Origin of the sequence: Wolbachia endosymbiont (group A) of Sicus ferrugineus (assembly GCF_947251515.1) — a bacterium.
Classification (GTDB): Bacteria; Pseudomonadota; Alphaproteobacteria; order Rickettsiales; family Anaplasmataceae; genus Wolbachia.
This window is the reverse complement of record NZ_OX366370.1, coordinates 362,655-375,457: the sequence shown is the minus strand read 5'-3', so window position 1 is coordinate 375,457 and position 12,803 is coordinate 362,655. Positions and strand designations below refer to the sequence as shown.

Here is a 12,803-nt window from a genome sequence, read left to right as displayed (position 1 = left end):
CATTATTGTCTATCCGTTCTTTGTATAGTGGGAATTGGTATTAGTACATTTTGTCCATCAGTTTTTTTATTCAGAGTACATGATTTAGCCAGAAAGATTACATAATTAAATGCAAACCATATATAATAAACAATTTTGGCAACTGTGCTTGCAACAAAGAAAATTACCTTGTTTGTAAAAGATAACTTACCGTTGTTTTTAATTCTGTCTTCATATGAACAAAGATATTTTTCTGTGCTTTTTAAAATCTTACGTAAATCTTCTTCTGTCTTTCTTACGTCAAAATCATTTATATCATGTACTTTTTCATACACCTCTTTTATCAAATCCTTTGAAAATTTTTTCAGAGCTGCGTCATCGATATTTCCTAGTGCATCCATGTTTTCGCTAATATAGATCTCTATTTTTTCTCCAAGCTCTATTCCCATTCTATTTTTTATTAGTTTATTGTACCTATCAGTAGCTGGAAATAAAACCTCTTGACAAAAATCCTGCGGTGCGCTTTTTAATTTTGCTAAAACTTTATCTACAAATAACTCAACTTTTTCACCTCCAGCAGCAAAAAACCAAGGTTGCCTGTTAGGATTGCGTTCTCTATTTCTTCCCAAATTCTGCAAAGCTTCTGCTGGATTGTTGAACCATACGCGTCAAGTTAAGGCCCAATATAGCACCATTTAAAGTGGGTATCTTGTTTATTACATTTATTTTTTGGGAAATTTTGATCTAAAATAAGATAATTCTTTTAGAAGAGTCTATAAATTACTAGCTTTATTACTTAATATCTAAAATAATTTTTACCACTTTTCTTTTTCCTTATGCTACTTTCCCTTAACTTGACGCGTATGGATTGTTGAACTGACTAGTTGAATCTGTAAATATTGATGCAACGTGATTATACTCACTATCGAAACCACGGCCTTTTGACTCGTCTATAATTGTTGTCAACGCATATTTAGCTAATGTACTTAAATCGCCTTGGTCATAATTACAATAGTCAGCTCCATATTTACCTGCGTCATTACGTGTTATTTTAAAAAAAGGTTTATTTGTCTCAATACCAAGATCATTTTTTCCAAGTCCTGCAAAAATACATTTATTTTTTTTGCAGAAATCGCTGAGGTTGTGTAGTACACCTTCTTCTCTTTCTATAAGATCATGCAGCTCTTTACTTAAGTGCCAATTGTCTACTATTAATCTGCTTCGATCATCGTTGCTTGTTTTCAGTGCACTAATAACTGTATTTACCTGTGGTAAAAGCTTGTCCCTAGCGAATTGCTCACTAAAACCTTTTTCCTTTAAGAAAGCTATAATGCTGCCATCATTAGCAGTATTAATCTTATTTTTAACACCTTCTATTAATCTACCCAAATCTTCTCTTCTTTGTTTATCCAAAGCGGTGTTATCACATTCCACTAAATACGAAAGTGTAAGATCAATCATTGAATGCATTACTCTGTATTCTAGATACTTAGCAGTATCGCGAAGATCTACCTTGTCTTTCAATTTAGATATCTGTTCTTCCGTTAGACCGGGGTGTTGCTTTTTAACGCAGTTTATAAAGTTTGATTGACGTAATTTGAATCTGTAATCTTGGTACGACATTCCTTCAGGCTAAAATTCATTATAAACTTCATAACGCGTACCATCTTCATATACCAAATTATTCTCACCTTGCAACGCAAAGCTAAGGTTAATTATGCTATTCACATCATTAACTAGAATAAGAGCATTTTCTCCAACCGGACTTTGTATGTTCCATCTCACAGATTCCAGCAGATTATCAGAGTCAACAAGTTTATTGTAATTAAAAACTTCTTCACATTCTTCAACATATTCATGAGCTGGACTAGACTTTTCCCTAGTAAATAAGCTGCGCACGTTAGCAGCAAACCTAAGGAGCAGTTCTTTTGATTCTACTCCAGTTATTTTGGTCAACGCCCACCAAATTGGCAACATTACTATACTAAATATAAACATAGAAACTATATAATATAGATTCTCAATTAAAGCGGAATACAGCCAATAATCTGAAGTTAGACCAATTATTGGAGCAACATTACTATTTATAATAGGGAATAATGTAATTAAAGGTATTATGGTAGCAGCAACATTCACCACGAATGCTCGATTGAATTTTTCTCTTTCATTAGTTTTGCAATAACATTTACTGTTTTGATAGTGTCTGCAATGCAGCGTCTACTTGATCTTGTAGGACTGATAATTTTTCCACATCTGTTTAAAATCCTTTTCTTTGGTGTTGCGGTTAGGTAAGTCGTAGGATATTCCGCATCAAGTTTGCACATATTTTCAAAGTCCTGCTGCTTGTTAATGCTATCTGCTTCATCAACACTAACCCACAATTTAGGCTTTTCACCGTTTTGCTCTTCAAATTTTCGATCATTCTCTTGCTGTAAAAGCAGATCATGTGTTACTATAATTGTTGTAGGTTCAGTGACTTTCAGCGCATCTTTAATTTCTTGCACAGTTTTAGGTGTTTTAACATCTACAGTAAATGCACCATCTATCATTTTCTTAGCTTGTTCAACTAAATTACCATTTGGCACTGCAACTAAATGGTGATATCCTGCTTGAGCTAGCGCATGACTCCACAATCCAATATCATAAGTCTTGCCAAACCCAGTTTCTGCATCAATCATAGTATTACAGTTAGTGATGGAAGAACTTTCTAGATGCTTTAGCATCTCTTCAACAACAGGTTTACGACGTTCTACTATTATAGATTCTTTGTCACTGAAGAGCTTTATAGATTCACCTTGTAGCTTACTATTAACTTCCTTTAAATGAGGGATAAGCTCTTTTATTTGATTAGTAATACATTGACTCATATCTTCCCACTATCAATACAATGTATTCCATAATACATTGTATTGATAGAATTACAATAAACATTTTTAGGTATTTTATGCCTTATAGACAAAAAATCCAACATTAGTTATCATCTTAATATGAACGACAATCTGGTATGCCTCGGAATGATTACTTCTCCTCACGGAATTAAAGGAGCTGTTAAATTAAAAACTTTTACCGAAAAACCTGAAAATATCTCCTTATATGGTGAGCTAATAAGTGGTGATGAGAATTATAAAATAGACTTAGTATCCGTCATAGGTGATAATCTAGTAATAGCTACAATCAGCGGAGTAAATTCCCTTAATGAAGCAGAGCTTTTAAGGAATAAGAAGCTGTATATAGAAAGAAGCAAGCTACCGAAGCTAAATGATGAGAATGAATTTTATCAAAGTGACCTTGTAGATATGGAAGTAAGGTTGGAAAGTAATGAATTATATGGCAATATAAAATCTGTGTATAATTTCGGCTCAGGGGATATATTAGAAATTTTGGTTATCAGCACAAAAAAACGCATTATGCTATCTTTCACTAAAGAGATATTTCCACATATAAATATAAGGGGGAGGTATATAGTATTAAATATGCCAGAATTTATTGACTAATAAAGACTTTGATATTTATATAAAGCTATTTATAATTATAAGATCAAGTTGAAAATGTAATTATGGCAGAAAGAGCTAACGATATCAGACCAGGTCAGGTGTTGGAACATAACGGCGGATTATTTTTGGTTGTAGGTATTATGCATACTCAACCTGGTAAAGGTGGTGCATACATACAAGCCGAAATGAAAAACATTAAAACCGGAGCAAAACACTATGAAAGATTTCGCTCTGATGCAACAATCAGAAGGGCAATTTTAGATGAAGAGGAGTATGCTTACCTTTTCACTGAAGGAAACATTGTAAATCTTATGCATCCAAGTAATTACGAGCAAATCACTATAAATTTGGACTTATTGGGAGAAAAAAAGATTTATCTACAGGATAATATGAAAGTTAAAATAGTAACTTATCAAGACAAAATAATTTCTGCGCATGTGCCTGATTATGTTACACTTGCTGTGAAAGAAACAGAGTCTGTTATTAAAGGACAAACTGCTACTGCTTCTTATAAGCCTGCAATTTTAGAAAACGGAATGCGCGTTAACGTGCCTCAGTTTATAAAAGAAGAGGATAAAATTGTAGTATATACTCCAGATGACAGCTATTATGAAAGAGTAAAAGAGTAAAAGGAAGAATGTCCATTTCATCACCACGAATTAATGTGATGCTTGATTCTGTGCGTAGTGCTTCCAGGCAGCTTATGCGCGATTTTAATGAATTGCAAATTTCTAATGTTAAGTCAGCAGACTTTATTAATAAAACTTATTCAAAATCCAAGCAAACCATATACGATTGCTTGCACGACTACAAACAAGACTATGAGTTTATTTCCGAAGATGATACTGACCAAGAAATAAAAGATAACGGTTACACTTGGTTTATTATGCCTATAGAGGGCAGGGAGAACTTTTCTAGTTGCATGGTTTATTTTGCAGTATCAGTCTGTCTCATTCATAAAAATAAAGTTGTGGCAGCTGTAATTGATGCTCCGGCTCTTAGAGAAACTTTTTGGGCAGAAGAAAAGAAAGGTGCTTTTCTTGAGGATTTTAGATCTCGTCATATAAAAATGCGGGTGAAAAGCCGTGAAGGGGGTCTGATAGATGTAAGTGGTAATTTATTAAATAAATTGCTGCCTGGTAATAGTAATGTACGCTCCATCGGTTCAATAATTTTAGGCTTTGCATACTTTGCGGCAGGAAGGCACGGTGGAATAGTTTACTCTAGAGTTAACAAATATAAAACCTTGCTCGGTAGACTTTTTCTACAAGAAAGCGGTGGAAGGCTAACGGAAGACAACGGATTGATTATCGCTGGCGATATTAAATTAGGATAAACAGGCTACAGAGATAGACAACTTTTCGAAAATTTTTACAAGAGATCCTGTCAAATGCTTTATCATTTCATCTGTATGATAAGGTGTAGGAGTAATACGGAAACGCTCAGTTCCTCTTGGCACCGTTGGATAATTTATATGTTGAACGTATATTCCATACTCATCAAATAATAATTTTGATGCTTTTTTGGATAACTCTGGGTCGCCAATTATTATTGGAATTATATGAGTTTCTGTTGGAATGAAATTAATTCCTGCATTTCTCAGTGAGTTTTTTACTTTTTCAACGACTTGCTTTTGCTTTTCCCTTTCAATGTTGCTCGATTTTAGGTGTTCAACGCTTGCCTTTGCTGCCGCTGCTAAAACAGGCGACATAGCAGTGGTGAAAATAAATCCTGGAGCGGAACTTCTTATTACATCTACCAAGCTCTTTGAAGACGCTATATACCCACCCATCACTCCAAAAGCCTTCGATAGTGTACCTTGAATAACGGTTATTCTATCCATCAGGCCTTCTCTTTCTGCAATTCCGCCACCATGTGAACCATACATGCCAACTGCGTGCACCTCATCCAAATAGGTAATTGCATTATGTTGATCCGCAAGATCGCATATCGCCTCAAGCGGCGCTATATCGCCATCCATTGAATATACGGATTCAAGCGCTATTATCTTTGGTGTTTTTGTGTCTACGGACTTTAACAACTGCTCTAAGTGATCAACATCATTATGTCTAAATATATGTTTTGGTCTTTTTCCTGATTTTATGCCTTCTATCATTGAAGAATGGTTCTTCTCGTCTGAAAAAATTACTACATTTGGGATAATAGACGATAAAGTGCTAAGTGTTGTCTGGTTAGCAAGGTAGCCACAAGCAAAAGTTAAAGCAGCCTCTTTTTTATGCAAACAAGCTAAGGATTTTTCAAGTTCGACAACCTCTTTTGTTGTACCAGATATATTTCTTGTCCCCCCCGCACCAATTGATGAATTTTGAATAGCGGCAATAACTTTCTCGTTCTGCGACATTCCCAGATAATTATTACTGCACCAGACGATTATTTCCCTATTTCTTTCATAGTCCATAATGTGGGGGAGCCTACCTGGCAATGACGCAAAGTGCGTAAATTCACGGTAGCGCCCCTCCTCTTTTATATCTTTGATTTTATTTAAGAATATTTCTTCGTAGTTTACCAAGTTTTTATTCGCTAATAATTAATATAATTATAATAAATTATTAAATGGTAAACTACAATATTTATTCTTCAACTTACTGTTGTTCAACAAGCTTTCCGTTAGCTACAGGTTCAACATTACTACCCTCAAGTGAACTTGAAGGTCTGTTACGGCAATATATGATTACAGCAGCAACTAAACAAAGAACTCCAACACCTGCTATTATTCCTGTTGTCAGCAAGCTAACACTAAAAGCAAAATATGCAGCCGGTTGCAGCAGCCCCTGCAAGTATTCCAGCTACTGCGAACGTCCATGTAGCTACGGTAGGCCAATTACTCTTTTGCGTATTTTGTGTTGCAGTAATACTTCCATTTCCTGGATTATTAGGCAGCTTGCCATTGGTTTGAGTATCATTCACCTGCTCAGATTTGTTGTTAGCTACTGAAGGTATTAGTGTTGGCTTCAGTGCCGGTGTTGGTTGTGGTGTCGGCTCTGGCGTAGGTGTTGGAATTGGATTCGGTGTTGGTGTTAGGTTTGGCGTTGGTACCGGCGTAGGTGTTAGTGGAGTAAAATCCTCTCTACCATGCTTGTTGGAAATTTCAATGACATTGCGGAAAGCAAGCTGTTGACTACTTAAAATTGCAGATTGCAAATTCTGTGTATTTTCCATTCCGGCAATAGGGTTAAGACTTCCACTTGGAAGCACACGACCGTTCTGCATATAAGGAAAAAGCGACATTTCTTGCTGCTTGGTGGTAGTTTGAGTACCATCTTCTTGTTCAGGGATTTCGTTAGTTGAAAAACCTAGGATTTCTTTACGATTCTGCCTCTCAGCCTTCATTCCACCTGGATAATTCGCTATATAAACTCTTTTCTTCTTACAGTCTTTATAAGCATGTTGTGCGTATTTTTTGATTTCTTCAGTTATAACAGCACCTTTCTCTACAAGGAATTTTATTCTTTCCAGGTTACCTTGTTTAATGGCTTCTTCAAATTGATCTTTACTAGTCTTCTCAAGAAACTTTAATACGCTTGAATGAGCTTGCTTTTTATCTTCCTTACAGTTTTTATAAACATTTTGTGCGTATTGTATGGCTTTTTCAGTTATAACAGCATTCTTCCTCACAAGCAATTTTATTACTTCCAGATTACCTGCTCTAATGGCTTTTTTAACTTCCTCCTTACCAATTTTCGCTTTCTCTTCAAGAAATAACTTAACTATCTGCAAGCAATTACGTTCAATAGCTACACTTAAAGGACTCTCACAATGGCTATTTTTAGCATTAATATCCTTACCCTTCGCAAGAAGTCTTTTAGCCCTGTCAATGTTATCTTCCATAGCAGCATGATACAAAAGCCCTTGTTGGTGTAACACGTTAAAAAGGAATGATTTAGTTTCCGAAGCTCCCGTGCCTAGATAAGCTAAAAATGTCTCATTAGATTTATCTTTAATTTCCTCATTAGCTCCCTCTTTTAAAAGCAGCCTTACTATTTCATCCTTATTGGAAGCAGCAGCATAATGTAAAGCTGTTTTGCCATTCCTATCTTGAATACCAACATTAGCGCCATTTTTAATAAGTAAGTTTACTAAATCATAATCGCCTGTTTCTACAGCATAGTGCAAAAGTTTTGATGATATAGTAGGATCTCTACTCTCAGTATCTTCAAATCTATTTAGTATCGCTTTCACGCATTCCTGATTGCCAATTGACGACGCCCTTTTAAGTTTTTCATATATACCATGCCAAGATGGAATAGAACTTAGTTTTTTTCCTAAATGCTCTAACAAAAATTTAATATAGCATTGTCCACCAACACCAAGAAGTAGCCTATCCAAATCTTCATCTTGCGTGAATAATATACCTTCGTGCATCTTTCCACAAGCGTATCATTAGCTGCAATGGCTAGAAGTACCAATCCTTTCACCGTAGCATTCTCTTTTTTATATATTTTTTCTATGAGCACTTTACACACGCGCTCATGATCTGTTTGTGCCGTCAAATTAAGTTGCTGTGAGCAAAAATCCTTCAGATTTTTAAGATCAGGGTTAATAGGTATGTCATCTTTCTCTTCCTTTATGTTACTCATAACTTCGTCTAAATCATTATAATCACCATTTTTTGCTTTATTTATAATATCTACCAATTTATCAAAGGTTAAACTTTTAGGAATAATATCAAATGAATTATCAACACCTGAATCCACCTCTGCTGGCGGATTTGCAACAAATGACTTAGGACCTTCATCAATATTTGCAATAAGCGACTCAACAACTGCGTTATCAGCATCTTTAAAATACTCATTGATATCATCTAGTAAACTTTTATCTTCGGCTTGATAATTCTTTAATTGCTCGGGAATGGTAAGTGTTACTTTACCTTCTTCATACTCTACCTTACCATTCTGAGATTTAAGCGCGAACTCTAAAATAGCATCAAGCTTGCATATTTCCATATTTGTATCAAGTTTCTTAACAGGCATATTTGGACAATACTGAATATTTAGGGAATCTTGGCTATTACATATAATCTTTATCTTTCTATCATTAGCTTCAGGCAATTGTAGGTTATGCTCAAAAAATATAGAAAAGAGCTGCATGAGCAAAGAGCCATCATACCCGGCTTGATTGCAATTAGTAATTAACTCTTTCAGTATATGATCATCTGGAACTTCTGCCTCAGCATGCTTAAACATTTCTATTAGAACATGCTTTGCAACTTGGCGTTTATTACTTTGAAGCTCTTGATTATACCTATCACACAACTGGCCAACAAAATCTTTACTTATGGTTTTACCATTGATTATAAAATTCATTCTAGGTAAGTCGATATAAGCTTGCTTGCCAGAATTAGCATCAGCGCTATTCTCATTTGCCTTTACCTTACTGAGCAAAGATTGCGTTAGCTTAAATTCTAATCTAGTCGCTCTGTTGGTATTTTGTTCTTCTTCAGCCTCTGAACAATTACCTGAATCTTCAGAATCTGGTTTTTCAAAACCATGCCAACTTTTGATTAATCTTTCAGAATTTGATTGGCCCTGTGAAGTTTCATCCTGTGATACAAAGTCTCTAAAATTGGAACCAAACATGTTTTACCCCTGATTAATATCTAAGCTAAGTATAGCATTAAACAGAAATCTTGCCAAGCAAATTATTCAGTCTCTTAGCAAACAGGCTTGCATCGTCCATCTCTTCGCCTTCCACGATGCAAGCTTGGTAAAACAATAAGTGAATCATGTCCTCCAATGTTGGTTTTTCACCATTTTCAGCGTGAGATTTCATTATACTTTTTATTACAGGATGCTTAGTGTTAATTTCCAGCACCTTTGGCGTGCGGTAATTTAGCTGCTTTTGTTCACGCAAAAAACGCTCCATGCGAAGATCCATAGCACCTTCATCAACTGCTAGACATACAGGGCTGTCAGTCAGTTTTTTTGAGATTTTCACGCTTTTCACTGAATTGCCAAGAACCTTGGTGAAATATTGCAGTATAGAGTCCGTATTTTCTTCAGTCTTTTCTTCATCTTGCTTATTTTCCTCATCTTTTTTATCTTCTTCTGAAGAGAATTTTTCCAAATCAACATCAGCGCGGGTCACAGACTTAAATTTTTGATCTTTATATTCATGAATCACGCTAGTCCAGAAATCATCAACTGGATCAACAAATAGGAGCACTTCTAGTCCTTTACTGACGAATCCCTCAAGTTGCGGACTGTTTTTCACTGAATCGAGGCTATTCCCGGTGAGATAATAGATATGTTCCTGCTCAGGCTTCATTCTGCTTATGTAGTCATCAATGCTGACTAATTTCTCATCACCAGTACTATGAAATCTGCAAATTGAGAGTAGCGCTTCTCTCTCATCAGTTGGCATAGCTTCACAAAGACCCTCTTTTAATACTGCACCAAAATTGGTCCAGAATTTTGTATATTCCTCTAAATTCTCTTTTGCCTTTTTACCGAGCTCTGATATTACACGCTTAGTGAGGGATTTTCTGATTTGCTCAACAACACGATTATTCTGCAGCGTTTCTCTGCTGATATTAAGAGGCAAGTCCGGTGAATCAACAATACCTTTCAAGAAACGTAAATACTGCGGTATGATCTGTACGTTATCTTCAGTGATAAATACTTTATTTACATATAACTTAACAGAGCAACGTCTATCTGGATGAAATAAATCAAAAGGTTTAATAGAGGGAACATAAAGCAAATTTGTATATTCTATTGCACCTTCATTTTTATTATGCAATATCATCCAAGGCTCCCCGCCAACGTGAGCAACACTGCGGAAAAAATCATTGTGTTCCTCTTGAGTAACATCATTTTTTGGCTTAGTCCAAATTGCAGCCTTACTGTTTAACTTTTCACTTTTTCCTTCTTCATTTATGAATTCAACAGGAAAATTTATGTGATCAGAGTAAGTAGTAACAATGTTTTCAACACGAAATTTATCTAAAAACTCATTCTCTTCAGGATGCATAATGAGTGTAATTTTAGTTCCACGAGAAATTTGATTGTCTAGTTTACTTATCGAATACTCTCCATCTCCCTTGGATTTCCAGACCCAAGACTCCTCCTCTCCAGCTTTTCTTGATTCTACTATTACTTCTGATGCAACCATAAAGCTTGAGTAAAAACCAACACCAAACTTCCCAATCAGCTCCACAGCTTGGCTTGAATCCTTGCTATTTTTAATCGCATCTAAGAACTTTTGCGTACCAGAGCTTGCAATTGTACCAAGGTTATCTATTAAATCTTGTCTGTTCATTCCGATGCCATTATCAGTGATATATAGCTCGTTCTTATCTTTATTGGAGCTAATAGTGATTTTTAACTCATCACTTGAATCTAGCAAATTTGAATTAGATTGAGATTCATAGCGCAATTTATCACATGCATCCGATGCATTTGATATTAACTCACGCAGAAAAATGTCCTTATTAGTATAAAGTGAATGAATCACTATATTCAGTACTTTCCCTACTTCAGCGTCAAATTTTAAATTTTCAGTTTCTTGTACGTTATGCATTTTGAGCTCCATTATTTGCCTACTACCCTAATAATCTAAGTATTGCACTGCAATCTTTCAAGGTCACGCACGCCAAAATTAATGTAGCCGCCATATTATGACACCCAATTTATGGGATCTCTTGCATAAAAATTCCTTTACAAACTCCGCCAGCCCCCTTATCATGAAACTGAAGGTATTCAGTTATCTTCATCTGTGCAGATTAAACAGCAAGAAAACAACGTAGTTGGCGTCTTATTTTTAATTTTTTGCACTATGTGCATCTTATGTCTTCACAATATTTCTAGGTTTTTACCTACACAAGCTGAAACGCGCTTATAAGTCGTTTAAGACAGTATAGTACGCTAATTTGCAGGATTAGAGAGTGACAACTAGCTAACACGGGATTTCTTTTGCCTTTTTTTCTGCTTAGTAAATTTCTTAAACATTTAAACTAAGGTGAGTTGCACTTAAAAGCAGCTAAATTGCAGTGTTTAAGACTTAAAAAAACGCCAATACAGAAAATAGACAATGACAAGGGCTTCTTTTGCCTTTTTTTTCGTTTGGTAAATTTCTTAATGTTTGTAGCTAAAGCAATTTAAGAGACCGAAAATGGTGTCATTCCAGCGCGTGACGCTGGAATCTAGTCTTTATTATGCAGCCACTTATTTAAAGTTAAGTTTTCTGGATCCAAGTAGTCTGGGCACTGGGATGACATCATAGAGGCGCTGGGATGACACCCTGACAATCGTCATCCCGCTGCTTGTTAGCGGATGAGATACCGCGGCGGTATGACGGTTCGCGGCGGTATAATGAAGCTTGAAAGCGGATCACCTTTCACGACCTGTATTTACTTCAGGAGTATTAACAGGTGTTATCGTTGGGTTTTCAAGTTGTGTTGCTTGCTCTAAGCCCTTGCTTATACTTTGGTCCTGATTTAAAATTTTATCAAAGTGCTTACTCTTTTGTTGCTCTTCGTTATTTGACGTATCTCTTTGAGCATCTTCTTTTATGCCACGAGCATTTTCCACACTCTTTTCATCCTCACCTAAAAGTTTTTCTAATATTTTCTTAACAAAGCGCTTCAGAAGACTCAAAAACCCTTCTTCTTTTTGATTTTCTTGTGGTTGAGGTGTGTTATCTTTTTTGTCCGGCTCAGTGTTGAGCTTCTCTTTTACAGAACTCTTGCTCACTGAGGGACTAACGATTTGTGAATCGTGCTTTGATGGCTGTGTATCTGTTTGCACAGAAGCTTCAGTAGTCTTTTTCTGTGTATTATGTTCAAGGTCTTTAACTGTTGTTGTAGTTTTTCTTGGAGTGTTAGTCACTTCTTGAAATTCTTTATTATCACGCAACCCTTCAGATAGTTGCGTATCTTGCCTAGCTTCTTGCAGTATTGCACCTGATCTACTTCTTTTACTTGTACCAAACTCTTTCCTTAACTCTTGTGTTGATTGTCTAAGTTTATCTATTTCTTCGTCGTTCTGTCTTTGTCGTTTTTCAAGTTCTTTGTTTAACTTTGCAATATTTTCCATTTTGTTCTCAAGCTCCTTACTTTTTACAGCTTTTAGAGCCTTGGTTCCTTTTGCAATATAATTAACCTTCTCTTCTAATGAGGTGCCTTCTGGAAAAGCACCTGGAGAACGTTCAAAAACATCTTTAAACTTTTTTTCAACACTTTCTTTAGATATCTGCGCCATACCTGCTACCTATTAAAACATATCATATAACCAGTATATTAGCTAATGATATAAAAAACAGTTAACATAACTTGTGGTAAAGAGTGTTTATCAAGAGCGTTCTATTTATATT

General features: G+C 35.6%; 13 protein-coding genes. 3 read left to right on the top strand and 10 right to left on the bottom strand.

Going from position 1 to position 12,803, the window contains the following annotated elements; translation table 11 throughout:
- Positions 1 to 2: 2 nt before the first annotated feature.
- The 4 genes from OPR24_RS01870 to OPR24_RS01855 form a co-directional block, all read right to left on the bottom strand.
- On the bottom strand, positions 3 to 608 hold the full coding sequence (locus tag OPR24_RS01870; protein WP_265033629.1) for a hypothetical protein: 606 nt from the start codon (positions 606 to 608) through the stop codon (positions 3 to 5).
- A 220-nt stretch (positions 609 to 828) separates the two neighbouring features.
- Positions 829 to 1,503, bottom strand: a complete 675-nt coding sequence (locus tag OPR24_RS01865; RefSeq protein WP_265033628.1) for a hypothetical protein — start codon at positions 1,501 to 1,503, stop codon at positions 829 to 831.
- A gap of 108 nt (positions 1,504 to 1,611) precedes the next feature.
- On the bottom strand, positions 1,612 to 2,115 hold the full coding sequence (locus OPR24_RS01860) for a hypothetical protein (RefSeq protein WP_265033627.1): 504 nt from the start codon (positions 2,113 to 2,115) through the stop codon (positions 1,612 to 1,614).
- Entirely contained in the window at positions 2,112 to 2,846 is a 735-nt protein-coding gene (locus OPR24_RS01855; RefSeq protein ID WP_265033626.1) for a DEAD/DEAH box helicase family protein, read from the bottom strand. The genes OPR24_RS01860 and OPR24_RS01855 overlap by 4 nt, the downstream gene beginning before the upstream one ends.
- A 120-nt stretch (positions 2,847 to 2,966) precedes the next feature.
- Here OPR24_RS01855 and rimM point away from each other — a divergent pair, with 120 nt between their 5' ends.
- The 3 genes from rimM to OPR24_RS01840 all read left to right on the top strand — a co-directional run bounded on the left by rimM (position 2,967) and on the right by OPR24_RS01840 (position 4,809).
- Positions 2,967 to 3,473, top strand: a complete 507-nt coding sequence (gene rimM / locus OPR24_RS01850) for a ribosome maturation factor RimM (RefSeq protein WP_265033625.1) — start codon at positions 2,967 to 2,969, stop codon at positions 3,471 to 3,473.
- 62 nt (positions 3,474 to 3,535) lie between these two features.
- Complete coding sequence (efp, locus tag OPR24_RS01845) at positions 3,536 to 4,102, top strand: elongation factor P (RefSeq protein ID WP_265033624.1); 567 nt, start codon at positions 3,536 to 3,538, stop codon at positions 4,100 to 4,102.
- A gap of 8 nt (positions 4,103 to 4,110) precedes the next feature.
- Positions 4,111 to 4,809: an inositol monophosphatase family protein gene (locus OPR24_RS01840; RefSeq protein WP_265033623.1), complete on the top strand. Its 699-nt coding sequence runs from the start codon at positions 4,111 to 4,113 to the stop codon at positions 4,807 to 4,809.
- Here the strand turns inward: OPR24_RS01840 and hemA are convergent.
- The 6 genes from hemA to OPR24_RS01815 form a co-directional block, all read right to left on the bottom strand.
- Positions 4,801 to 6,003 (bottom strand): 5-aminolevulinate synthase, encoded by a 1,203-nt coding sequence (hemA, locus tag OPR24_RS01835; protein ID WP_265033622.1) that lies wholly within the window; start codon positions 6,001 to 6,003, stop codon positions 4,801 to 4,803. The genes OPR24_RS01840 and hemA overlap by 9 nt on opposite strands.
- Positions 6,004 to 6,076: 73 nt before the next feature.
- On the bottom strand, positions 6,077 to 6,223 hold the full coding sequence (locus OPR24_RS06585; protein ID WP_458694317.1) for a TomO hydrophobic C-terminal domain-containing protein: 147 nt from the start codon (positions 6,221 to 6,223) through the stop codon (positions 6,077 to 6,079).
- 7 nt (positions 6,224 to 6,230) lie between these two features.
- Positions 6,231 to 7,856 (bottom strand): ankyrin repeat domain-containing protein, encoded by a 1,626-nt coding sequence (locus tag OPR24_RS01830; RefSeq protein ID WP_265033621.1) that lies wholly within the window; start codon positions 7,854 to 7,856, stop codon positions 6,231 to 6,233.
- Complete coding sequence (locus tag OPR24_RS01825) at positions 7,766 to 9,070, bottom strand: hypothetical protein (protein ID WP_265033620.1); 1,305 nt, start codon at positions 9,068 to 9,070, stop codon at positions 7,766 to 7,768. Before OPR24_RS01825 ends, OPR24_RS01830 begins: the two co-directional genes overlap by 91 nt.
- A 37-nt stretch (positions 9,071 to 9,107) precedes the next feature.
- Positions 9,108 to 11,012, bottom strand: a complete 1,905-nt coding sequence (gene htpG, locus OPR24_RS01820) for a molecular chaperone HtpG (protein ID WP_265033969.1) — start codon at positions 11,010 to 11,012, stop codon at positions 9,108 to 9,110.
- 809 nt (positions 11,013 to 11,821) lie between these two features.
- Positions 11,822 to 12,691 (bottom strand): hypothetical protein, encoded by an 870-nt coding sequence (locus OPR24_RS01815; RefSeq protein ID WP_265033619.1) that lies wholly within the window; start codon positions 12,689 to 12,691, stop codon positions 11,822 to 11,824.
- Between the last annotated feature and the right edge of the window lie 112 nt (positions 12,692 to 12,803).

Excerpts from the sequence above, each read along its gene's own strand:
- efp (WP_265033624.1), top strand. The coding sequence starts at position 3,536 with ATGGCAGAAAGAGCTAACGATATCAGACCAGGTCAGGTGTTGGAACAT.
- OPR24_RS01840 (WP_265033623.1), top strand. The coding sequence starts at position 4,111 with ATGTCCATTTCATCACCACGAATTAATGTGATGCTTGATTCTGTGCGT.
- OPR24_RS01815 (WP_265033619.1), bottom strand. The coding sequence starts at position 12,691 with ATGGCGCAGATATCTAAAGAAAGTGTTGAAAAAAAGTTTAAAGATGTT.
- OPR24_RS01825 (WP_265033620.1), bottom strand. The coding sequence starts at position 9,070 with ATGTTTGGTTCCAATTTTAGAGACTTTGTATCACAGGATGAAACTTCA.
- htpG (WP_265033969.1), bottom strand. The coding sequence starts at position 11,012 with ATGCATAACGTACAAGAAACTGAAAATTTAAAATTTGACGCTGAAGTA.
- OPR24_RS01855 (WP_265033626.1), bottom strand. The coding sequence starts at position 2,846 with ATGAGTCAATGTATTACTAATCAAATAAAAGAGCTTATCCCTCATTTA.
- OPR24_RS01830 (WP_265033621.1), bottom strand. The coding sequence starts at position 7,856 with ATGCACGAAGGTATATTATTCACGCAAGATGAAGATTTGGATAGGCTA.
- rimM (WP_265033625.1), top strand. The coding sequence starts at position 2,967 with ATGAACGACAATCTGGTATGCCTCGGAATGATTACTTCTCCTCACGGA.